Annotated in this window: 20 protein-coding genes, 1 tRNA gene and 1 pseudogene; 15 read left to right on the top strand and 7 right to left on the bottom strand. The window is 66.7% G+C overall.

The annotated features are described in order from the left end of the window. Positions 1-235: 235 nt before the first annotated feature. Both AOK08_RS48340 and AOK08_RS00460 read right to left on the bottom strand, forming a co-directional pair. The gene (locus AOK08_RS48340) at positions 236-820 is read right to left on the bottom strand and encodes a helix-turn-helix domain-containing protein (protein WP_338400105.1); all 585 of its coding nucleotides are present in this window, start codon (positions 818-820) and stop codon (positions 236-238) included. A 559-nt stretch (positions 821-1,379) separates the two neighbouring features. Then, positions 1,380-2,582, bottom strand: coding sequence for a helix-turn-helix domain-containing protein (locus AOK08_RS00460; protein ID WP_173531636.1), 1,203 nt, complete (start codon positions 2,580-2,582; stop codon positions 1,380-1,382). A gap of 172 nt (positions 2,583-2,754) precedes the next feature. On the opposite strand from AOK08_RS00460, the gene AOK08_RS00465 reads away from it, so the two are divergent. Continuing rightward, a complete protein-coding gene (locus AOK08_RS00465) occupies positions 2,755-3,420 on the top strand; it encodes a YdcF family protein (protein WP_046707973.1) in 666 nt (221 codons plus the stop codon). A gap of 37 nt (positions 3,421-3,457) precedes the next feature. Here the strand turns inward: AOK08_RS00465 and AOK08_RS00470 are convergent, their stop codons facing one another. Both AOK08_RS00470 and AOK08_RS00475 read right to left on the bottom strand, forming a co-directional pair. Then, complete coding sequence (locus tag AOK08_RS00470) at positions 3,458-4,231, bottom strand: phosphotransferase family protein (RefSeq protein WP_241826742.1); 774 nt, start codon at positions 4,229-4,231, stop codon at positions 3,458-3,460. 98 nt (positions 4,232-4,329) lie between these two features. Beyond that, entirely contained in the window at positions 4,330-5,766 is a 1,437-nt protein-coding gene (locus tag AOK08_RS00475) for a helix-turn-helix domain-containing protein (protein WP_241826743.1), read from the bottom strand. 1,016 nt (positions 5,767-6,782) lie between these two features. Here AOK08_RS00475 and AOK08_RS00480 point away from each other — a divergent pair. The 11 genes from AOK08_RS00480 to AOK08_RS00530 all read left to right on the top strand — a co-directional run bounded on the left by AOK08_RS00480 (position 6,783) and on the right by AOK08_RS00530 (position 17,355). After that, positions 6,783-6,977, top strand: a complete 195-nt coding sequence (locus AOK08_RS00480; protein WP_046707970.1) for a hypothetical protein — start codon at positions 6,783-6,785, stop codon at positions 6,975-6,977. A gap of 154 nt (positions 6,978-7,131) precedes the next feature. Continuing rightward, positions 7,132-8,436: an ATP-binding protein gene (locus AOK08_RS00485; RefSeq protein ID WP_055522485.1), complete on the top strand. Its 1,305-nt coding sequence runs from the start codon at positions 7,132-7,134 to the stop codon at positions 8,434-8,436. Further along, entirely contained in the window at positions 8,433-8,852 is a 420-nt protein-coding gene (locus tag AOK08_RS00490; RefSeq protein ID WP_055522486.1) for a roadblock/LC7 domain-containing protein, read from the top strand. The genes AOK08_RS00485 and AOK08_RS00490 overlap by 4 nt, the downstream gene beginning before the upstream one ends. Beyond that, the gene (locus AOK08_RS00495) at positions 8,849-9,190 is read left to right on the top strand and encodes a DUF742 domain-containing protein (protein ID WP_055522488.1); all 342 of its coding nucleotides are present in this window, start codon (positions 8,849-8,851) and stop codon (positions 9,188-9,190) included. Before AOK08_RS00490 ends, AOK08_RS00495 begins: the two co-directional genes overlap by 4 nt. Continuing rightward, the gene (locus AOK08_RS00500) at positions 9,168-9,770 is read left to right on the top strand and encodes a GTP-binding protein (RefSeq protein WP_055522490.1); all 603 of its coding nucleotides are present in this window, start codon (positions 9,168-9,170) and stop codon (positions 9,768-9,770) included. The genes AOK08_RS00495 and AOK08_RS00500 overlap by 23 nt, the downstream gene beginning before the upstream one ends. A gap of 2 nt (positions 9,771-9,772) precedes the next feature. Continuing rightward, on the top strand, positions 9,773-11,002 hold the full coding sequence (locus AOK08_RS00505) for a cytochrome P450 family protein (RefSeq protein WP_055522510.1): 1,230 nt from the start codon (positions 9,773-9,775) through the stop codon (positions 11,000-11,002). A 12-nt stretch (positions 11,003-11,014) separates the two neighbouring features. Then, complete coding sequence (locus AOK08_RS00510; RefSeq protein ID WP_055522492.1) at positions 11,015-12,259, top strand: cytochrome P450 family protein; 1,245 nt, start codon at positions 11,015-11,017, stop codon at positions 12,257-12,259. Between the two features lie 190 nt (positions 12,260-12,449). Further along, positions 12,450-13,334 (top strand): phosphotransferase enzyme family protein, encoded by an 885-nt coding sequence (locus tag AOK08_RS00515; RefSeq protein ID WP_241826744.1) that lies wholly within the window; start codon positions 12,450-12,452, stop codon positions 13,332-13,334. Next, complete coding sequence (locus AOK08_RS00520; protein ID WP_055522511.1) at positions 13,331-14,134, top strand: class I SAM-dependent methyltransferase; 804 nt, start codon at positions 13,331-13,333, stop codon at positions 14,132-14,134. The genes AOK08_RS00515 and AOK08_RS00520 overlap by 4 nt, the downstream gene beginning before the upstream one ends. A 32-nt stretch (positions 14,135-14,166) precedes the next feature. Then, positions 14,167-15,186 carry a phosphotransferase enzyme family protein gene (locus AOK08_RS00525; protein ID WP_241826745.1) on the top strand — a complete coding sequence of 340 codons (1,020 nt, stop codon included), beginning with the start codon at positions 14,167-14,169 and terminating at the stop codon, positions 15,184-15,186. 195 nt (positions 15,187-15,381) lie between these two features. After that, entirely contained in the window at positions 15,382-17,355 is a 1,974-nt protein-coding gene (locus AOK08_RS00530; protein ID WP_198539061.1) for an ABC transporter ATP-binding protein, read from the top strand. 104 nt (positions 17,356-17,459) lie between these two features. Here the strand turns inward: AOK08_RS00530 and AOK08_RS00535 are convergent. Together AOK08_RS00535 and AOK08_RS42495 are read right to left on the bottom strand one after the other, a co-directional pair. After that, a tRNA-Met gene (locus AOK08_RS00535) sits at positions 17,460-17,533 on the bottom strand. Between the two features lie 165 nt (positions 17,534-17,698). After that, on the bottom strand, positions 17,699-18,040 hold the full coding sequence (locus tag AOK08_RS42495) for a hypothetical protein (protein WP_078935616.1): 342 nt from the start codon (positions 18,038-18,040) through the stop codon (positions 17,699-17,701). Between the two features lie 91 nt (positions 18,041-18,131). On the opposite strand from AOK08_RS42495, the gene AOK08_RS00545 reads away from it, so the two are divergent. From AOK08_RS00545 to AOK08_RS00555, 3 genes are all read left to right on the top strand, one after another. After that, entirely contained in the window at positions 18,132-18,785 is a 654-nt protein-coding gene (locus AOK08_RS00545; protein ID WP_046707963.1) for a helix-turn-helix domain-containing protein, read from the top strand. Then, a complete protein-coding gene (locus tag AOK08_RS00550; protein WP_055522497.1) occupies positions 18,782-20,395 on the top strand; it encodes a site-specific integrase in 1,614 nt (537 codons plus the stop codon). The genes AOK08_RS00545 and AOK08_RS00550 overlap by 4 nt, the downstream gene beginning before the upstream one ends. Positions 20,396-20,549: 154 nt before the next feature. Further along, the gene (locus AOK08_RS00555; RefSeq protein WP_157876504.1) at positions 20,550-20,984 is read left to right on the top strand and encodes a hypothetical protein; all 435 of its coding nucleotides are present in this window, start codon (positions 20,550-20,552) and stop codon (positions 20,982-20,984) included. Between the two features lie 298 nt (positions 20,985-21,282). On the opposite strand, the pseudogene AOK08_RS46815 reads toward AOK08_RS00555, so the two are convergent. Further along, positions 21,283-21,755 (bottom strand): annotated as a pseudogene (locus AOK08_RS46815) (hypothetical protein); the annotation flags it as partial.

The following is a 21,755-nucleotide window of genomic DNA, read 5'->3' on the forward strand; positions in this document are numbered from 1 at the left end:
GGGTCTTGCAAGGTATCGATGCCTGACTCGGCGAGCCGTAAGACAGTGCGATCTGACCGGCTGGCTTATCAGCTATCTTCGTCGATCTCGTTTGAATCCTCGGATGCCTGGTGCAATAGCCAACCGCTCGGGTCTTCCGACGGTTCTGGCCACGGAAGTGGCCAAAAGGCCCTCCTTCCCTTCTACGCGAACAGCACCCTCTCGATGTCGTTGGAGTGGTCTACCGGGCCGAGCGTCACGCCGGCCATCCCCCCTTCTTCCCTGTGAGTGACGGGCCGCACGGTCGGCCTTCCGCTGTCGGCGGTTGGAGCATGGGGCCGGTGAGTTCCGCCGGAGTGTTGAGTCCCGCAAGCAGTTCGACGATCTTGTCGATGTTGGTAAGTCTTCGTACTCCTGACTCCAGCATGGACAGGAAGGCCTGGCTCAGACCCGTGAGCTCCGCCATATCACTCTGGCGTAGTGAGCTTCCGATTCGCACAAGGTGGCACACTCGGCCAAAGTCACGGGCCCAGAGAGCTTCCCGGACGTCCGCTCGCTGCCAAACCTCTGGCTCCACCTGGGGCGGTGGCGAAGAGGTAGCTGGTACATGTCGCGAACAAGCGCTGCAGAACGGCTCATTGTTGTATCGACTCAGGGGGCGTCGACACCATCGACACTGGCGTCCATGCCGTTCAGTGGCATCCGTCTCGGACAAGGACGAAGGGCTTCCTTCCCGAATCTCCGTCTCAACCATCGTTGCGCCTGCGAGTGTCGGGGTCCTGCGGGTTTCCTCGCCTACTGCTAAGGCGAGCGGAAAGCGATGGCGGGCATCAGTCGACATCGGGGGCACCGGTCTGCGGCGGGAAGCAGATCTCTGCCCACGCCGATGCGCCAAGCCCGATAGGGTCGTTCATTTTCCACCGGTCGGCCAATGCGTCTACGAGCCTCAGCCGGGTATTTCTATCCGGCTCCGAGGAACCTACCGCCAACTGGAGGAATTCGTGGACTGTGTCAGACACCTCGATGCGCAGGCCAATTCCGACTCGCAGATACCGAGTCTCGATCTCTGCGCCTGGCCGCGCATTACCGTGGCGTACTGCGTCGGTTAAGAGCTCCGAGAGAACGAGGACAGCTGGGTCTTTAATACTTGAGAGGCCCCAACCGTCCAGCGCCTTACGGAGTTCACGACGCGCAAGGCCGACGCAGCGCGGATGGCGACTCCAGCGGAGCACCACCGCGCTTCTGCTCTTGGGGCCGACGCCATCATCCGGCTGGTAGGTCACAGGCACTGCGATGCCTCCCCGTACAAGTGGCTTGGTCGCAACGACCGTAGAAGCCGACGGGGAGGCGGACCCGGAGGATTTCTCCGGGTCCGCCAACGAACCTCTCTACAACAAGCGCTACTTGATAGCGCCGAGCCGCATGGCCAGGTCCTGGACATCCTGACGACGGGATCGTTTGTGGAGCCGACGAGCTAGGTCCCGCGCGAACTCATGTGCCTTGATCTGTTCGGGAGCGGTTCGGTAGGCGCGCTTGAGGTGGTCTATCGCCTCATCCGTCCGCCCGGCCTCAGCATAGGCACGGGCAACATCCAGTCGCGCCCGCCCACGTCGTTCTACCGGCAGTCCTGCCGCTCTGACTCTCGGGGCTACGTCCACGGCCAGTTGGACGTCCTCGAATTCCAGGGCGAGCGCCAGCCGGTGGATCTCTACGTTGCCGGGGCCGAAGGAGGTCCACATCGCGTTGGAGTCGCCGCCGAGCAGGTTCGCTGCCTCGTGGGCCTTACCCATCATGTGGTCTGCCAGCGCCCGGTTCCGCATGCGGGCCGCTGCGACGGCTCCGTTGAGGAACAGGGTCCCGTACAGGGAAAGAGAAGCCGGCGTGGAGCGCCACCAACCGGGTTCGAGATCGTCCGCCGCGTCAAGGGTGACGTTCACTGCCTCCGCTGCCATGCCGGCGCCGAGTTGAACATGCGCGACACCTCGGCGCAACGCCAGCATCGTGGCGGGGTCTTCGGACTCCGCAGCCGCCATGTCGCCCTGGTCTACAGCGGTCCAGGCCAAGTTGGTCTCACCCAACTTTCGGAGAAGTACCGCTGCCACGTGGCAGGTCAGTGCGAACAACCGGAGTGCTTCGGCGTGTTCGGCGCCGGCCGTGCGCTCCTGTGTTGCCAGCCGGGCGTCCGCGAGTAGCCCGGGCAGGCACTCTCCCAGGCGCGCGAACCGGCAATCCTGAAAGAGCCGCCAGGCTTCGTCGACTGCGAAGGAGAGGCGTTCGAGGCGCACGGTTTCGCGGCCGTCGTACAGCGAGCCCGCCAGCCGCCGCGACTGCATGAGTGCGGTGCGAATCGCCGGGATGCTGGCCGCGTGACGACCGTGGTCGTCCAAGAGCGTCGGCGTTCCCTGAAGGTCCTCAACGTGCACTCGCAGTGCGTGTGCCAGGTCCGCGAGCATCTTCACGTTGTTCACCGGTAGGCGTTCGGACTCGACCCGGTACACCCAGTCCTCGGAGCGTCCCAGAAGTTCGCCGAGCTGCCGCTGGCTCAGACCTCGGCGTTTCCGGTAGAACCGGACTCGCTTGCCGAACGGAAGATGGTCGGTCATTCCTCGCATTGGCCTGCTCCCCTCAGCCTGCTCGATTGAGTTTCACACGGCGTGAGTGTGCGGGAACAGGCGAACCGTCATCTGAGGGTGCCTGTGATCTGGAACGTAGGCTGACCCCAGCGGAGGCAACGGCGGGGAGTAGGTCCTCGGCGAAGACGGAGGGCGAGAGCAAGTGATCTCAACGCAGGCATGGGCGGATGCTCGGCGGCTGTGGGACTTCCAGCAGATGGGTCACGAGCTGCGCCCTTGCTCCGTGGCGATCGGACTCGGCAGCCATGACCTGGGAGTAGCCGACACCACCGCGGACCTCTACCACCGCAGCATGGCGCCCCTCATCGTCTTCACCGGAGCGACCAGCCGGACGACGCGTGAGCGGATGCCCCGAGGCGAGGCCGAACACTATCGGGACCGTGCCATGGCGCTAGGGGTTCCTGAGAGCGCCATCATCGTCGAGCCGAAGGCCCGGAACACGGGCCAGAACATCCGCTTCTCCCGCGCTCTGCTCGAAGAGCAGCGTGTTCCCGTATCGTCGGTCCTGCTGGTCAGCAAGCCGTACGAGGAGCGACGGGCGTACGCGACGGCGCGAAAGCTCTGGCCGGACGTCGAGTGGGTGAGCGCCTCCACGCCCATGGAGCTCTCCGAGTACGTCGATTCGATCCAGGACGCCCGGCTGGTCATCGACATGCTGGTGGGGGCCCAGCAGCGGCTCATGGTGTACCCACGGCAAGGGTTCATGATCGAGCAGGAGATTCCCGACGATGTGGCGGCGGCTTTCGAACGGTTGCGTCGCGACGGCTTCACGAGCCGACTCGTACCGGAAGAGGCCGAACGGGCCTGAGCTTCGGTCCACCCCGTCCGGTCCGGTCTGCGCTCTTTCAGGCGGCGCCCCATTGAGCTTGGGCATCCATGTTTCTGAGCGTCTCAATACGATACGACAACTGCTGGGTAGCAGCAGTGTCTTCTTGATCCGCACGCCGAATGAAGGACCCGAGGGTGTGAAGGTCTCGGATTCCACAGAGAACCGATTGACCAGACCACTGCCGGATGTCGTAGCCGTACCGCTCGCTGAAATCATCCAGTTGTCCGACGCTTCGCCCGAAGCGGACTCCTTGGAACGTATTAGCCAAGTCGATCTCTCGCGGGCCGAATGCCGCCTCGTCCCAGTCTCCGAGCCTGACGTCCTCGCCGTCCCAGAGCGTGTTGCCCGGATATGCGTCGCCGTGAATGTGCCCGTGCCCCAAGGGGAATTCCAGCTGTTCGTATGCGTGGAGAAGTTCCTGCCTGCGCTCCATGAGCCACGCCCGTTCGTTCGGCGCTAGGTAGGTACTGGCCTCCACGGCGGTCTTGAGTGAGGCAAGCGGTTGGTGTTGCGGCAGTGACACCGGCGGGGATGGTAGGGAATGCAGAGTTCTCAGCAGATCGCCCAACCGTCCGGGCGGAGGTGCGCCGTGTTCAGGTTGCGGGTAGTGCCGCCAGAACGTGACGACATATGGGTCGTATGCCACCGGCTGGGGTACATCCACTGGCTCTGTCGCCGGGAAGTCGTTCGCGACGAGCCAGCGCGTGAGGGAGACAGCGGTCGCCAAGCGCTGCTGCTGCGAGGCGGGACTGACGCGCACCACAACGCCTTCCGCAGCAAGAAGGAACACGGAAGTGGCGTGGTGGTGAAGCGGGACAAGGGAGCGGTCTGTCAGACCTGACGCCTGGCAGGCCTTACGGGCGGCGGACTCGGGAGAGGCCGTCATTGTCATGAGGTGAGGGCCTTCGCTCTCGTGTCGATCACCTGATAGCCGCGAGTGGCATCGGCGAGCTCGCGGGCAACCTGGCTTCGGGCGAACCGTGGTTCTTCAAGAAGCGTAGCCACTCCCTGCACAGCGTCGCCAAGCTGTCGGATACGGCGGTCGACCGGCAGCTCCAGTATGGGCTGGAGTTGCTCGCCGGCGCCCTCGATCTCTCCTGCGGCGATGCGCGCTGTGACGATGTCGAGGCGCGCCAGCGCCTCGTCGCCGTACGACCGCTGCTCCTTCGGGCCCATCTCGTACAGATCGATCGCGGCGGCGGCGTGCTGCTCGGCCCTCCCGTGTTCGCCGAGGAGGGCGTACGTTCCGCCGATGTAGTACTCCTGCTTGGCTTCCGGGAAAGTGAGCAGGCCTCCGAATCTGGTGAGCCCGTTGGGGTCTGTTCGCTGTTCGCGGGCCTGCTCAAGTTCCTTGAGCGCTGCCAGGGCCGTGTTCCGGTCTCCGACGCGTGCCGCAGCCCTGGCCCCGATCGCCGCGGTTCTGACCCGGGTCTCGCCGACGGGGGCGAACCGGATCGCCTGTTGTGTGTACTTGAAGGCTGCGTGCCGGTGAGTTGACCACTCCGCGATCAGTGCGGCTGTGCCCTTGACCCATGCCCGGAGATCGTCGTGGTCGGCATGCTCGGCGAGGGTCCCGGCCGTCTGAAGTTGGGCGACAGCGGAGTCCTGGTCCCCGAGATTCTGTGACGCGTGAGCAAGGAGCAGGCAACTCGTGCCGGCGAGGAGGTACAGCTCCCTGGTTTGGCCGGGGGGTTGGTGGCCGCTCAGCAGCGCGAAGAGCTGATCTCTCGTCGACAGCAGGTCTTGGAAGAGCGGGTACAGGGGAGCGTGGACGTAGTCCGTCGCGATCCGGGTGATCCTGGATTCCAGCCCCTCAAGCTCGATGTCGCTCACGTTGCTCCTCGTGACCGCTTCCGCGAACCGCAGCGACTGGGCCGCGGCTTGTGTCGCGAGCTCATAGAGGTCCACTGCCTGCTCGCCGGTCGCGACCTGGAGATCAACGGCGGATGGTCCTGGGTGCGGCAACGGCCGTGGCGTGAGGGCTGCGTGATGCTCACGGAACGGTGGGGGGAGCAAGGCGTCCGGTGTTTCCATGCCGTTGAGGAACCTCGCGACCTTGTCGAGGCTCGTCAGTCGGCGGGTTCCTGCTTCGAGCATGGAAAGGAAACCCTGGCTGAGCCCCGTCATGCGGGCCATGTCGTCCTGGCGAAGCTTCGCCCGCTCGCGGATAAGGCGGCTCGCGCGCCCGAAGTCCCATGCCGCGATGGCGGAGTGGACTTCCGGATGCTGCCAGACGGTGTCTGGAACCCGGCGTTGAAGGCGGGTGTCGAGAAACCTGACGCGCGCGCACGTAGCACACCGGTCTTCGTCGTTGTACTGGCTCAAGCGGCATCCGCAGTCAGCGCATACGCGAGGGTTTCTTGGCATCGCACCCCCGTCTCTCGTCTGCGCCCGACAGCGTAGGCGGGGGTACGCGCGTGCCGGTATCACTCATGTAATACGGGCAGTTGAGACATACTTCTGGGCCGCCGCCGTCAGGCGCGGCCGAGGGTTGTTGTGACGATCGCGTCCAGGAGCCGTGGGACGTCTTCGAGGCTGTCAAGGACAACGCCGGCTCCCACTGTGGAGAGTCTGTTGGCGGTGGTCTTCCAGCGGCTCTTTCGAGCGCGGCCTAACGCTCGCCGAGCGCATCCGGTTCCTGGTCTTCCTGGAACCGGCATCACCTCAGTGATATCACCCTCGGAATGTGCGTAATCGCCTTTCGGTAAACAGTCTTGGGGATCAGCCAACGTCCTTGTGACAGCAGTTGCTTGGTCAAGCGGCTCAGTCAGTGTGTCCGGACGCACAGGAGATCCCGGTGATTGCCTCGCAAGGCCGAGTTGAAGCCGTCCCTGATCCGCCCGCTGCCCATCGGCCGGTCGCACCTGTGGTGCCGCTGGACGGCCGGCAGCGGTTGCAACGCCACTCCTCCTCACCGGAGTTGGCATTGCCGTTCGCGCAGACAGAACTGCCCTGGAGGATCCAGCTCGCGTCACACCCGCTGCCGCGACTCGGGCCCGTCGATGTCGTGCAGGCGGGACTACTCGTCGGCTTGCGTGCGGTCGAGGGTGCCCGAAGCCGGGGGCTCCCTGTGGGGCCGGTGCTCTGCTGCCACGCGCACTCGCGTATCCACATCCCGGTCGAAGCGGACACGGCATACCGGTGGCACGCTCCACAGACGGTGTGCCGTGCGGGGCGCCTGTGGGAATGCGCCCTCGACAGACAGGTCGCCGGGTACTCGCGCTGCTCGACGGTATGGCTGCTTCCCCCTGACGGACATCCAGAAGGCACCGACAGCGCCGCGCTCCGTCACTGGCTCGCCCTGACACGGTCGGCTGGCGTGCGCAAAAGGGAGCCTCTGCATGGCGGTTAGCGTCTCGGCCGTCGTCCTCTTGGCGATCATCACGTTCCTGCTCATCAAGAAGGGCGGGCTGAAAGCCGGGCACGCAGTGGTCTGCACCCTCCTCGGCTTCTACCTCGCCAGTTCCTCGATCGCGCCAACGATCTCAGAGGCCACAACGAGCCTGGCGCGCATGATCGGCGGGATCAAGTTCTAGGCCCCAGCCGATGACCTGGGCGACATGAGCGGGCCTCCTTGGGCTCCATCGAACTGTCGCCAGCCCGGCGGTCCATCAACTTGCCGGTCCTGTTGCCTTGTCGCAGTCCACTTCGACCCCAGTGAGAGATCCGATGAGACACGAAACAGCCGTCGTGGCATCCGTTGGTCTGGCCGCGGTGCTCGTTGTCGCGCTCGGGCTGGCCGCATACTTCGCATGGCTCTCCGCCAAGCACCGTGCCCAGGCCGTGCATTGGCAAGAGACCGCTGTTGCCCAGGACTTGGCCCTGGTCGCGCTGCTTTCGCAGGGCCTCGAAACGGTCGCGGCCTCGCTCCAGTCGACAGAGCCGGCCTCGGCGGTGTTCGAGGTCCCTGATTGTCTCGCCGGTTCGGATTTCGTGGAGAATCTCCGGATCCTCGGCGAGGAGTATGTCGCTGACCTGCATCGAGTGCAGGGCGCGACGGCGGTCTCGACACGTCAGCAAGTCGAAGCCGAGGCGCGCGAGTCGGCGAAGGCAGCCGTCAAGGCGTTCGCCACCGCGATGGTGAGCACCGGCATCAACGTGAGCAGCGAGGTGGCCCAGGCGCTCCGGCGACATCACGGCAGTGCCGTCTTCGCGACGCTGACCAAGATCGATCACGGCGTCCAGCAGATGCTCCACCAGGCACAGTCGTACGTCGTGCTCGCTGGAGGGCTCCTCGGGCAGCGGTGGCCCGCCAGCACGCTCACGGACGTCGTAGGGGCGGCCCAGGGAGCGATTCCCGACTACGCACGGGTCCACCCGTACGCGTCTGACCGGGCAGTGATCGCCCGCATGGTCGGGCCGGTGAAGCTCATCCTGAGCCACCTCCTCGACAACGCCGCACGCTATTCGCCGCCTCAGACTCACGTGGAGGTGAGCGCCCAGCACGGCCACCACGGAATCACTCTCCTCATCGACGACGCTGGCAAGCGCATGAGCGAGGAGGAGTTGAAGCGCGCGCGGCGCATCCTGGACGGCCGTCAGGGGGTCGACATCCTCACCATGGAGGCGCATCCGAGGGTCGGCTTCCCGGTGATCGCGCTCCTTGCTCGCCGGTACGGCATGAAGGTGGTGCTCACGGACTCCAACCGCTACGGCGGGATGTGCGCCTCGGTCTTCCTGCCCGAGGACCTTCTCACCACCGCTGCGGCTGAGCTCGAACCAGCTCCGCGGCCCGCCCGCGTCGCGGCGCCTGCGCCTTCTTCCCCCGCCCTGACGGAGAACGGACTGCCGACGCGCACGTCTCGCCAACCGGTGCATGCGCAGCAACAGGCTTCTGCCGGGCGCCGTACGAGTACCGAACCGGCCCGGCCCGCGGTCATCGGCGCCTGGCAGCAGGCAAACAGACAGGCTCGCGGCACGGCCGCACCCCCGCAGGATCGCGCCGGGGACACCGACGTACACCCGGACCAGGAAGAAAGGCCCCTCGACTCATGACGACGCAGGTGAACAGGCTCGGCTGGATGCTCGGGGACCTCACGAGCATGCCGGATGTCAGCTACGCCGTCCTTCTGGCCACGGACGGTCTCGCCCTGGGCTACTCGGAATCGGTGGACCGTGACACGGCAGACAAGGTCGCCGCGTCCACCAGCGGCTTTCACTCCATTGGCGTCGCGTTGGCCCCGTACACCGGTGGCAAGAAGAACGGCCTGCGCCAGGTCGTCGCCGAGTTCGACGAGGGACTCCTGTTCGTCAAGACGGTCGGCCACAACGCGTTGTTGGCGGTCTCGACGACCGAGACGGTGGACGCCGAAATCCTCACCTACCGGATGAACGGACTGACCGAGCGCCTCGGTGCGGAACTGTCCAGCCCGGCACGGGACAAGGGTGACGAAGGCGGCGCTCGGCCATGAGCGCTCTGCGGCGCGATCCCGACATGGTCCGAGCGTATGTCCGGACACGAGGGCACTCGTCACCGTCCCGCGACGGCCTGACCCTGACGACCCTGGTTCGCGCCGCAGACCGCCCGCTCCACGGCCTCGACGTCGAAGCTCGGCGGGTCCTGCGGATCTGCAACGGGCCGATCGTGATCGCCGAGATCGCCTCGCTCCTCGATCTGCCTCCCACCGTCGCTCTCATCGTCGTCTCCGGACTACTCGACACCGGCCACCTCAACACCCCGGCACCGGCCGAGCAGCCGGACATCAGCGTTATTGAGGAAGTGCTCAATGGACTCCGTGCTCTCGTCTGAGCACCAATACCTCCCAACCACCGTGACCCGGTCAGCGAAGATCCTGATCGCCGGCCACTTCGGGGCAGGCAAGACGACGCTGGTGGGCAGCGTGTCGGAGATCAAACCGCTGAGGACCGAGGAGCCGATCACAGAAGCCAGCACCGGCATCGACGACCTCGCCGGCCTGCCCAGCAAGACGGAGACGACGGTCGCCTTCGACTTCGGCCGCCGCACCCTCAGCCCCCGGCTGGCCCTCTACCTGTTCGGCACCCCCGGACAGAACCGGTTCACCCCCTTTTGGGAGCACCTCTTCCACGGGGCGCTGGGCGCGCTGGTCCTCGTCGACACCCGTCGGCTCCAGGACTCCGACGCGGTTCTCGCGCTCTTCGAAGAACGCGGCCTGCCGTTCGGAGTCGCCGTAAACGAATGGGACGGCGCTCAACGGTTCGACCTCGACGAGGTCCGCCGGGCCCTGGCCCTAGACGACGACGTGGTGGTCACGTCCTGCGACGCCCGCGACGAAGTGTCCTCCATCCACGCGCTGATCGCGTTCGTCGAGTACCTCCACCGATCCAGCCGACTGGAGTGCCTGTCGTGACCATGCCGCCACCACCATCGCAAGCCGGCCACCGCGCTCACGTCGGTCAGACGCGGTTCGCGATGTACGCGCGGGAGTTCGCAGCTGATCCCTCCCGCTTCTACACGCAGATGCGGGAGCAACACGGAACACTGGCCCCGGTCTACCTGGACCCCGACGTGCCCGCCACGCTGGTGATCGCATACCAGACCGCCGTCCGCATCCTTCACGACCCCGTACGGTTCCCCGCCGACCCGCGGGTCTGGCAACAAGGCGTCCCCGCGCACTGCCCGGTCCTGCCGATGCTGGAGCACCGCCCCAACGCGCTGCGCAACTCCGGTCCTGCTCACGCTCGTTACCGTGCCGCGAACACGTCCGCCCTCGACCATGTCCGCCAGCACGAACTGCAGGCCATGGTGGAACGGATCGCCATTCCCCTGATCAACGAGATGTGCGAGGTGGGCCATGCGGACCTGCTGACGCAGTACGCGCAACCTCTGGCCTTCCAGGTCCTCAACGCGATCCTCGGCTGCCCGCCGGAGATCGGCCAGCGTGTAGCCGGCGGGATGGCCGCGATCTTCGAAGGCGTGAACGCCGAGGCCGGCAACGCCATGCTCTCCGAGGCTCTCAGCGAACTTGTCGACCTCAAGCGCCGCCATCCGGGGATGGATGTCACCACCGGCCTGTTGATGCATCCGACGCAGCTGAACGAGCTGGAGCTGATACACCAGCTGGTCACCCTCTACGGCGCCGGCATCGAGCCTGAGCAGAACGTCATCGCAAACACCCTTCTGCTGATCGTCAGCGACGAGCGGTACTCCGGCGACGTGCTCCGGGGGAGCCTGAGCGTCCGCGACGCTCTCGATGAGCTGCTCTTCGTGGACCCTCCGCTGGCCAACTTCTGCGTGTCGTATCCGCCACGTCCGGTCGAGATCGACGGCGTTGTCCTACCCGCCCACCAGCCGGTCGTCATCAGCATGGCCGCCTGTAACAACGACCCCGCGGTCATCTCCGACCAGCGGGCCGGCAACCGCTCTCACCTGACGTGGAGCGCCGGGCCCCATGGCTGCCCCGCCCAGCCCTTGGCCTACCTCATCGCCCAGGTGGCCATCGAGCAGATCCTCGACGCCCTCCCCGAAATGGAACTCGCCGTCCCCGCCGACCACCTCACCTACCGCCCGGGCCCGTTCCACCGCTCCCTGACCGGCCTGCCGGTCCGCTTCCCCCCGTCGCCGCGCCTCACTCTGAGCTAGGGAGAACCCGACATGGACCGCACCCTGCCCCTCGTCCTCGACCCCACCGGCCGTGCGCGCGCGGCCGAAGAAGACGCCCTTCACGCCGCCGGTCCCGCCACGCTCGTGGACATCCTCGGCGTGACCGCCTGGTCAGTCAGCGACGCGGCCGTCCTCAAAGGCCTTCTGAACGACGCCCGGGTGTCCAAGGACGCCAGCAGGCACTGGCCGGCGTTCATCAGCGGCGAGATCACCGAGAAGTGGCCGCTGGCCCTGTGGGTCGGCGTGGACAACATGTTCACCGCCTACGGAGACAACCACCGGCGGTTGAGGCGTCTCGTCAGCAAGGCGTTCACCGCCCGACGTACCGCCGAGATGGTGCCGCGCATCGAACAGATCACGGCCCGCCTCATCGACCGGATAGCCCGGACCCAGCCCGGCGAGGTCGTCGAACTGCGTGAGGCTCTCGCCTTCCCCCTGCCGATCCAGGTCATCGGCGATCTCATGGGTCTGACCGAGGACGTGTGGCCCCGCTTCCGGACCGTGGTCGACGGAGTCTTCGACACCACGCTCAGCAGCGAGGAGGCCCGCGCCAACACCATGGCCCTGTACGGCATCCTCACCGAACTGGTCGCGTTGAAGCGGGTCACCCCCGGCGAGGACATCACGTCGACGCTCATCGACGTACGCGACGAAGAGGGCGATGGCTCCGTTCTCACGGAGCAGGAACTCCTGGACACGCTGCTCCTGATCATCAGCGCCGGTTACGAGACGACCGTCAACCTGCTCGATCAAGCCGTCACCGCGCTGCTCACCCGCCCCGAGCAGCTCGCTCACGTCCGGGCGGGGCGCGCATCGTGGGACGACGTGATCGAGGAGTCCCTCCGCTACGCCGCCCCCATCAGCCACCTGCCGCTTCGATACGCCGTCGAGGACATCCCCCTCCCGGACGGGATCGTGATCAGCCAGGGCGAGGCGATCCTCGCCTCGTACGGCGCCGCCAGCCGCCATCCGAACCTGCACGGCGCCACCGCGGGAGCCTTCGACGTCATACGGGAGGACAAGCAGCATCTCGCTTTCGGACACGGCGCTCACTTCTGCCTCGGCGCTCCCCTGGCCCGCGCCGAAGCGCGAGCCGCGCTGCCCGCCCTCTTCGACGGTTTCCCGGACATGGCTCTCGCCGTGCCGCCCGAGGAGCTTGAACCGGTGGCGAGCCTCCTAGTCAACGGGCACCGCACGGTGCCCGTGCGGCTGCAGCCCATGCGCCGACCCGGCTGAGCCGGGGATACGGGCGCGTAGAGGGTCGGCTCTATCGAGTGGGAAACGCCCAGTTCAGCGCCCGTTGTCAGTGCCTATTGGCAGGCTACGCACTCACACGCGAATACCTAGAGAATCCACCCAGTCACATACTGTGCGCGCATATGGCTGGGTGGCTCGGCGAACGAAAGGGCGCACCGAGGTGACGAACATGCCCGGCGCACTCCACCAACTGGTGGAGTCGGTAACCAACACGTACACCGTGGTTGCCGAGCACCCCCGCCCCGGCACCATCAGGCCGTCCCTCTGGGAAGTCCACGCGCCCGGGGGCCGACGGTGGTTCGCCAAGCAGCACGTGGGCCCCAAGCTGCACCGACGCGAGGTCGATGCCTACCGCAAGTGGACGGCCTCCCTCGGCGAGGGCCGGACGCCCGACCTCGTCGCCTCCGAGGCCGTCTCACACACCGTCCTGGTGACCGCTGTGCCCGGACACAGCCTCGACTCGCTCCGGCTGCCGGCCGAGCAGAAGCGCAAGGCCTACGAACAGGCTGGTGAACTCCTCGCTCGCCATCACGCGGCGGCCAGCGGCGAACCCACTGCGGATACGGCCGAGGTCGAGTGGGAGGAGACGGTGTCGAAGGTCCTGGTGCCTGCCACCGCGTACGTGCCCAAGCACGAACTCTCAACGGTACGAGCCCTCCTGAGCGAGCCGCCCCCACGGCTGCCCCAGGTCGCCGGGCACGGCGACTACATGCCGAAGAACTGGATGTGGGACGAGTCCGAGCAACTGCTGAGGGTCATCGACTTCGAACGCGCCGAGCTCCAGCCCGCGCCACGCCGGGATCTCAGCCGCCTGCGCTACCGGATCCTGCACCACAACCCGGACCTGAACGCCGCGTTCCACCACGGGTACGGCCGCACCCTCACCGAGGAGGAAGCGGCGGCATGCCGGGCGTACGGGGCCCTGGACGCTGTCGACTCCCTGGCCTGGGGCATCCAGCATCACGACGTCGGTCTGGTCGACGAAGCCCACACCATGCTGGAGAACCTGCGCCTGGAGACTGGCAAGAGCGTGTGGAGCGGGTGGCGCGCGTGAATACCTTCGCCGGACTCTCCGCCTGCTACCGACGCTTCCGCCCAGGCATCCCCGTCGCCCTCGCGGCCCTTCTCGACCAGGCCGCGCCAACAAACAGCCCACGGCGCCTTCTGGACATCGGCACCGGCCCGGGACTCGTTGTTCACGCGCTCTTGCCGTACTTCGACGATCTTTTCGTGGTCGATGCCGAGCCGGGGATGCTCACGGAGGCCGAAGCTATGCTCCGTCCCACGCTCGACACCGCCCACCGGCTGCAACTCCGTCACGCGCTCGCGGAGGACTTCCTGCCACCGGAGGGATGGCGACCGCATCTCGTCACCTGCGGCCGTGTCTTCCACTGGCTGAACCAGCCGCGCTTCCTCGACCGGCTCAGTGAGTACGTGGCCCCCGAGGGGGTGGTCGCGGTCTTCAGCGACCAGAGTCTGTGGACCGCCGACAGCCCGTGGCAGCAGGCCGCCCGCGAGGTCGTCCAGCACTTCCTCGGTGGGCAACGGAGAGCAGGCGACTGCGCCTTCAGCACGCCTGGGCCGCCGTACGAGGAGGTACTCCGTGCTTCCGCCTTCTCACACGTCACCTCCACGGTCGTTCCCGTCCACCGCCATTGGAAGATCTCGCAGGTCCTGGGCTACCTGTACTCAACATCGTTCGCGGCCCCGCATCTGTTCGGCGACCGCCGCGACGACTTCGAGCTGGCCGTTGCCAACGTCCTCACACCCTTCGCCGACAGAGGAGTGCTCACGGAGGACAACGCGTTCACCGTCCTCACGGCACGTCGTCCCTCGACACACGAAGGCCTGTGATCCCTATGGACGAAGCAGAGCGGGGTGCGGCGTTGACCGCTGACGTGCTGGAGGACCGGTACGGACTCGTCGTCGACCTCGTCGAGCCGGTGCACATGGGCACGGACACGATCAACCGACGAGTCCTGACCGACGACGGGCTGCGGTTGTTCGTCAAGCAGTACCCGGCGATGGCCGACCTGGACGAGGCACGCAACGCGTGGGACATGTCGGAATACTGCCGGGCAGCGGAACTCCCCGTTCCACGCGTGTGGCCCGACGCCGACGACAACCTGGTCACCATCGCGGAAGGCAGCGCATGGGCCGTCGTCGACGAGGCCCCGGGCCAGGTGACGTCGTCGGCCATGACGGTCCCCCTCGCCGAACACATCGGCGTCGTCATGGGGCGCATGCACCGTGCGCTCGCCGCGTACCCGCTGCCCAAGCGCTTACAGCAGACCCGCTGGCGGACAGAGTCCGTCGAGGACGCGGTAGCGAAGTGCGACACCGTGATGACCAGAGCCACACGGCAAGGCCACGACCGTCTCGACCAACTGCGAGTCGACCTCGACCAGCGGCGTACGGACTTAAGCACCCACGCTGCCGCGCTGCGGGAACAGCTGCCCGAGACACTCGTGGAACAAGCACTGCACGCGGATCTCACCCGCACCAACCTGATCACCCTCTCCGATGCCGTCACCGGCATCATCGACTTCCGCTGCGCAAGCGCGATGCCGGCCTGGGAACTGGGGCGAGCGGCGTTCGACCCACGCACCGTCGCGACCAGCACCGAGTCGACTGCCTGCGCCCTGGCCATGGTGAGTGCCTACCGCTCGGAGCATCCCAGCCTCCCCATGCAAGAGGTCCAGGCCTGCGCTCGGATCGCCTTGCTGTACATGCTGTTCAGCTTCTACGGCGCCACCACCGCCGAGTACGACCTGCCTCGGGACGCCGAGCTGGATCTGAAGCGGCACTGGAGCGAGCGTCAGACCGCCATCCGGCGCCTGCTCGGTGACCTTGAGGGCCTCGAAGACGAGCTCACCGCCCTCGGGGCGAGCGAGGACACCTCATGACCATCCGGCGGCTAGCAACTGCACGGCATTCCAAGGATGTTGAGGAACGGCCTCAACCGCACACGGCATTCAGGGGGACGCCATGGCGTATCGAAGAGTGATCGGCCTGTACCTGGTTCTCATCCGTAACCAGCCCGTGCTGGGCTTCCGCACGACCTCGGCCGGGCACCGCGTGTCGGTGGAGGGCTGGAGCTGATGACCACCATCCCGAAGCCCGCTGCCACAACCGCAGCGACCGACGAGGCGGAGGCATCGGATGAGGAGCTGAAGTTCGTCATCCCCGGCGACCGCCGCATCGAGGCCGCCAACGCGATCACCACCCGCGCGATGGCCCGGCGCCTGCCCCAGCTGATCCGCCGATCCCTCGCGCTGGGCTGGCAGGTCGACCGCACCGCAGTCATCGCCCTGCTCGGCGTCCAGCTCCTGTCGGGGGTGCTGGAGGCGTTCGGGCTGATGGCCACCACCGGTGTGATCAAGCCGCTGATCGCCTCTCAGCACATCAGCAGCGACCAGCTCCGCTCAGCCGTACCGTCGCTTATCGTCCTGTCGGTCGCCATCGGTCTGCGTGCCCTGCTGGGTATCGTCTCCACCGCGCTGTCGGCCCGGCTGGCGCCGCGTATTGCCCGGGAGGCCGAACTCGAACTCCTCGACGCGGCGACCAAAGCGGAACTGGCCGCATACGACAACCCCGGATACAACGACCGCTGGGACGCGGCCGACCGGGGAGTGGAGGTCTCCAGGGACCTTCTTACCCAAGCTCAGTACATTCTCGCCGCCTCCACCTCTCTGATCGCCTCCGCGTGCGTCCTGACCGCCGTGCACTGGACGCTGCTGCCGCTGCTCCTCCTGGCGGCATTGCCGAAGGGCGTGGCCAGCGTGCGGGCGGCCCGCATCAGCTACATCGCCTCGCTCGCCACCACGAAGGACCGGCGGCTGCTGGGCATGCTCCGCTGGCACCTGGTCGACAAGCAGACCGCCGACCAGGTCCGCTCCGGCACCATGGCGCCGTTCCTGCTCGACAAGTACCGCACGGCCGGGGTGCGGATCGACACGACGACCGACCAGGCCACCTGGCGCTCCGCCAGGATCTCCCTGGTCGGCGGAGCCGCGGGAGGTCTCGCCCACGCCGTGGTCTGGGTGGCCCTGGCGCTGCTGGTGTCCGCCGGGCAGATCTCGGTCGCCGCCCTCGGCACCGCGTTCCTCGCATTGGGCCGCGTCAGCGCGGGACTGGACGGGATCGTCGGCTACGGAGCCCAACTCTTCCGTACCGGCATGTACTTGGACGACTGGGCGGACTTCATCGACGAAGCCGGCGGACACCGCATCGACCGCGGCCCCCAGACGCCGGCCGTGCCCACGCTCGTATGCGCCGAGAACATCACATTCCAGTACCCGAGCGCAGACCGCCCGGCCCTGGACGACGTCTCCTTGGAGGTTCGGCGCGGCGAAGTCGTCGCGCTGGTGGGTGAGAACGGCTCCGGCAAGACCACCCTCAGCAAGATCCTGTCTGCTCTGTATCTGCCCGACCAAGGAGCCGTCACCTGGGATGGCACCGACACCAGGGATCTGGACGCGCATGCCACCTGGGCGCGTGTTGCCGTCGTACCGCAGTCCTATGCGAACTGGCCCCTGTCGGCGAGGGAGAACATCACGCTCGGCCAGGCCACCGAGGACGGGGACGCCGCAGTGCTCGCCGCAGCGCATGCCGCGGGCGCCGACGAGGTCATCGACGGACTGCGAAACGGCTTGAACACTCTGCTGGCCAAGGAATGGTGGGGTGGTCAGGAACTGTCCGGCGGGCAGTGGCAGAGGATCGCACTAGCCCGAGCCTTCCACCGGCCGGCCGGACTGCTCGTCCTGGACGAACCGACAGCAGCCCTGGACCCAAGGGCCGAGCACCGCATCTTCACCGGGCTGCGCCGGCTTGCTGCGGACCGCGCGGTCGTCCTGGTCACGCACAGGCTCACCAACGTGACCATCGCCGACCGAATCGTCGTTTTGGACAAAGGCCGCGTCGTCCAGCACGGCACCCCCGAGGAGCTGCTGGCCCAGCAGGACGGCTTGTTCCGCGAACTGTGGGATCTGCAGAACGAGCGCACCGGTCGTGTACCCGCCCCGGCTGTAGGGTCCGCGGTCCGATGCGCAATGTCGGCTGAGGATGCGCAGTGAATGCGCAAATCCAGGGTTCGGTGCGCGATGGCTGTAGTCCGTAGCTGTTCGAGCGGGGCCAGACACAGTGAAGGCCCGGTATCCACCGGGCCTTCACGTTTGAGTAGCGGGGACAGGATTTGAACCTGCGACCTCTGGGTTATGAGCCCAGCGAGCTACCGAGCTGCTCCACCCCGCGTCGGTACGGTGAACTCTACGGCACCGACCCGGCTCGGCCGAATCGGATTTCACCCGACGCCGAGAGTCACAACGAAGCCATTCTTCGGAACGGCGTACCCGTCACGTTGTTACTTGCCGGCTTCGCCGGATTCTTCGCTTGAGAATCCCCCCATGGTTGGCATGCTCAAGCAGCGAGCAGTTCAGACAGACACTCGGAGGGGTCGCCTCCGAGCGTGTTGCGTGGGTGGCTGCGGTGTTCGTCAGCTCTGGCTTCAGGCTTCCCGTCCCCCGACTGCTGGCGCTCCAGGCCGAGCAGCTTCAGCAGGTCGGCGGTGACCACCCGGTAGGCATTGCCGAGACGCAGCACCTTGACCGGGTACTCCCCTTGCTTGGCGAGCCCGTACCCGGTGGAGCGGCCGATCATCAGCGCCCGGTTCGCGGTGTCGAGGTCGATGACCGCCGGAAAAGCGAGTAGCTCGTCGCTCGTCAGCCCTCGCGTCTCACGGGACGAAGAAGATGCCGTCACGATGCCCTCCTGAAGGTGATTGGTGTCGTGGTGCCGCCAAAGATGTATCACGTAGTTGCGGCAGCACCTTTTCTCGACCTAAAGTGCCTCCATGACACCTGATCAATGGCCGACAGTGTTCACCGCTCGGATCGCCCAGGCGGTGCGGGAGGCGCGCAAGGCCGCCGGCCTCACCATGGGCGAAGTCGCCCATGGCTGCGCTGAACGCGGCTTGACGGAGTTCACCGAGCACTCCATGAAGAACCTGGAGTCCGGGCGTAAGACGAGCATCACGGTCGCCGACTTCGTCGTCTTGGCCGATGTCCTAGGCGTCCCGCCCGTGGCTCTCCTCTTCCCACTCGGTACCTCCGCCACCGTGGAGGTCCTCCCGGGCAAAGAGGTGTCCACCTGGGACGCTCTCGCGTGGTTCACGGGCGAGACTCCCATGGACCAACCGGCGCCCGAGGGCACCGCCCGGGACGTACTCGACGTCTTCCGTAACCACGGCGACCTGGTGGCCGCCGCGTTGATGTCCACCGCGCTGGCCACGGAGAGACGCCGCCAGGCCAGCACCACTTTGGACCGGGCACGCCGGACCGCGCTCCTGGAGCGGGCCAGCAGCTACGAGGAGCACGCCTTCGAGGACTGTGCCGAGCTGCGGGCTTTCCGGGGGCGCATGCGCGATCGGGATCTGGTGCCGCCCTCGCTCCCCTCAGAACTGGCCCATGTCGACCACCCCGAGAACAACCCCGAGGACAGCGAGTGAAGAACGGTACGACCTCCCGTCGGTGCGCCTGCCGGAACCCGACCACAGGCAAGCCGTACGGGACGGCATGCCCCAAGGCATCCAACACTCGGCATGGCCTCTGGTACGCCATCCAGGAACTTGTCCCCCGCCAGGACGGCACCCGCCGCCGGTTCCGTCGGGGCGGATTCGAAACCGCCACCGCCGCGAAGACGGAGCTCTCCAAGGTCGCGGCGCTCATGGCGATACCGGACGAGGACGACCCGGCCGGTCAGCTCGCCATCAGCGATCTCCTCGAAGCCTGCGCGGCGGCGAAGGAGCCACTGCCGGACTACGACGAGACCCTGCGACGCTTCAAGACCGGCCAGGCACTCAACTCGAAGATCACCGTTGGCGAGTGGCTCGACACCTGGCTGGCGGGCCGCAAGCGCCTTCGCGTGACCGGCTACAAGCGTTACGAGTGCGACGTCCGTGTCCACCTCAAGCCGCACCTGGGCAACATTCGGCTGGACAAGCTCAGGGTCCACCACCTGAATACGATGTTCGACTCGATCAACGAGCGCAACATCGAGATCCAGGAGCAGAACGCCCAGAGGAAGGCAGTCCAGGCCGAACTCAAGGCGACCCCGAACAAGGGTGCTGAGAACCGGGCCCGTCGGGGGTGGTTCAGGGCCCAGCTCGACGCGATGCCGCCGTTCCGTCGTATCACCAGCCTCAATACCCAGCCGCACATCAAAGCCACGCTCAGGGCCGCCCTGAACGTGGCCATCGCCCAGCAGGTGATGTCCCCCTTCAATCCGGCCGAGCACGTCGAGCTCCTCCCTGGCACGAAGCCGAAGGCCCTGATCTGGACCGACGAGCGAATTGCTCGCTGGCAGGCGACTGGAGTCAAGCCTTCGCCCGTCATGGTCTGGACCCCGGAGCAGACGGGGAAGTTCCTCGACTTCGTCGCGGGTGACCGGCTCTACCCGCTGTGGCGGCTGATCTCCTTCCGAGGAACCCGGCGCGGCGAGTCGTGCGGTGCCCGGTGGGAGGACCTGTCGGCCGCTGAGCGGTCCCTGGCCATCGCCACGCAGCTCGTCCAGGACGGCTGGGAGATTCACGAGGGCGCCCCGAAGACCGACTCGGGCATCCGTCTCATCGCCCTGGACGACGAGACCTTCGACGTCCTCCAGGCCCACAAACTTCGTCAGGAGCGCGAGCGCGAGCAGTGGGGCGAGGGCTGGAAAGACACCGGACGAATATTCACCCAGGAGGACGGCTCCCTGCTCCACCCGGGCAAGGTCAGCGACCTCTTCGAGCGACTGGTCACCGCCGCCGGCCTGCCTCCGATCCGGCTCCACGACCTTCGCCACGTCGCCGCCACGCTCATGCTCGCGGCCGGGGTGGACATCAAGGTCGTCAGCGAAACGCTCGGCCACTCGGACACCCGCATCACCCGCGACATCTACCAGGCGGTCCTGGACGGCCTCGCACGCGACGCCGCCGAGAAGGTTGTCCAACTCGTCCCGCGCTCACGCCCCCACCTCAGCGCAGTCCCGGACAAGCAGACCCCCGAGCCCTCCCGCACCCTGCCGAGGATGCAGCCCCCCAAGCGCCCTTCAGACAAGGAGGAGAAGGACACCGCCTGAGAACACCGTGACTAGGGGCTTCGGTCAACAGCCGTCTGACCGGAGCCCTCTGTGGATCACCGGCCGGGGTGGGTGACCGAGGTGTGCCCGGCGCCGATTCCTGGAGCAGCGTTAGCCGGGCCGCTCAGTCGGTCAGCACGGCGAAGGGGTGCAGGTGACGGAGTATCCGGCCTCGAACCCGGTCATCATGGACGCTATGACCGGCACAGAAGAATCGGGCTTTGACGTTGTGGTGACGTTCTCCGCCGCAGAGCGGGAGGCCATCGCCGAGCACGCGGCCGAGCTCCAGGTTCCCCTCAATGCCTATATCCACAAGGCCGCTACTCGGCGGGCCCGAGCCGGCGATCTCAAGCGCCGGCTCCGCCGGGAACTCGCCAACAACAGCCGCCCCGAAGAGGCGGCTTCCGGCCGGCTCAGTGACATCTTGGAACCATTCGTCGACCTGCCTGCCCTCACCGATGAGGAGAAGGAAGCCCGGGCACGGGAAGCCGCACGCGAGTGCGGGATTGAATACACGCCCCAGGTCCGGGCCCTGGGGCAAGCACTCTGGGCGAGAATTTACGACTGCCACGGCGCTGCCGATGACTGAGCTTTCGATCAACTAGGTCTGCCCTGAACTCGGTGGCCTATTTATGTTCAACGACGACTGACGTCGGCACGTGGGGCGGGCGCACCCCACGCTCTCGCTGGCATCGCGGGCTTCGCAGTGCGTCCCAGCCCGCCGGGTGATCATCCGGCGGGCTGGTCCAGGTACCCGCGGGGTCAGCAGGACCAGAAGGTCATGTTCACCACGATCGCCGGGGCGAACGTACCGTCGGGCAACTGCAGCGCTGAGACACATGAGCCCTACTGGGGCGCGTGACGCCAGTCGTACAACATGTTCCTGTTCAGTGACGCCGCAGGGCCGGTGTGTACGCCGAGATCTGTTCTCGTAGATCGGCGATGTCGATGGCCAGGCGCTCGGCCGTCTCGGGAAGCAGGACTCCGGGAACTGCGGCGGCCAGGCGGAGTGCGTCTTCGTGCAATGCGCACTCCAGTTGGGTGGCGTCGCGTAGGTGAGCCCGTGCCTGTGCCGCGGCGTCATGGATGAGTGCGTGGATCTGTTCCGGCTCAGGTGCGGGTGTGGGAGGAGTCGGCGCCGGGAGTGCTGATACCGGTTCGTCGGTCAGCTCGTGTGTGTAGGCGGGTAGCAGGGGCGGTTCGGAGCACTCGCGGTACCAGGCCCATGCGTGGTGGGCGGGGATGTGGACCTTTCCGCCGGGCGTCGTGCGGGTGGTGGTGACTGGCTGGTCCGTGCTGGCGGCGGGGCGGTGTTGCGGGGGGCGTTCGGGGAGTCCGCGCAGCGCGGCGAAGTCGGCGG

Source organism: Streptomyces graminilatus (assembly GCF_001418565.1).
Taxonomy (GTDB): Bacteria; Actinomycetota; Actinomycetes; order Streptomycetales; family Streptomycetaceae; genus Streptomyces; species Streptomyces graminilatus.

Coding starts and splice junctions, on each gene's coding strand:
- AOK08_RS00495 (WP_055522488.1), top strand. CDS start 8,849: ATGAGCGCTCTGCGGCGCGATCCCGACATGGTCCGAGCGTATGTCCGG.
- AOK08_RS00515 (WP_241826744.1), top strand. CDS start 12,450: ATGCCCGGCGCACTCCACCAACTGGTGGAGTCGGTAACCAACACGTAC.
- AOK08_RS00490 (WP_055522486.1), top strand. CDS start 8,433: ATGACGACGCAGGTGAACAGGCTCGGCTGGATGCTCGGGGACCTCACG.
- AOK08_RS48340 (WP_338400105.1), bottom strand. CDS start 820: ATGTCGACTGATGCCCGCCATCGCTTTCCGCTCGCCTTAGCAGTAGGC.
- AOK08_RS00530 (WP_198539061.1), top strand. CDS start 15,382: ATGACCACCATCCCGAAGCCCGCTGCCACAACCGCAGCGACCGACGAG.
- AOK08_RS00480 (WP_046707970.1), top strand. CDS start 6,783: ATGGCGGTTAGCGTCTCGGCCGTCGTCCTCTTGGCGATCATCACGTTC.
- AOK08_RS00460 (WP_173531636.1), bottom strand. CDS start 2,582: ATGACCGACCATCTTCCGTTCGGCAAGCGAGTCCGGTTCTACCGGAAA.
- AOK08_RS00545 (WP_046707963.1), top strand. CDS start 18,132: ATGACACCTGATCAATGGCCGACAGTGTTCACCGCTCGGATCGCCCAG.
- AOK08_RS00505 (WP_055522510.1), top strand. CDS start 9,773: ATGCCGCCACCACCATCGCAAGCCGGCCACCGCGCTCACGTCGGTCAG.
- AOK08_RS00510 (WP_055522492.1), top strand. CDS start 11,015: ATGGACCGCACCCTGCCCCTCGTCCTCGACCCCACCGGCCGTGCGCGC.
- AOK08_RS00500 (WP_055522490.1), top strand. CDS start 9,168: ATGGACTCCGTGCTCTCGTCTGAGCACCAATACCTCCCAACCACCGTG.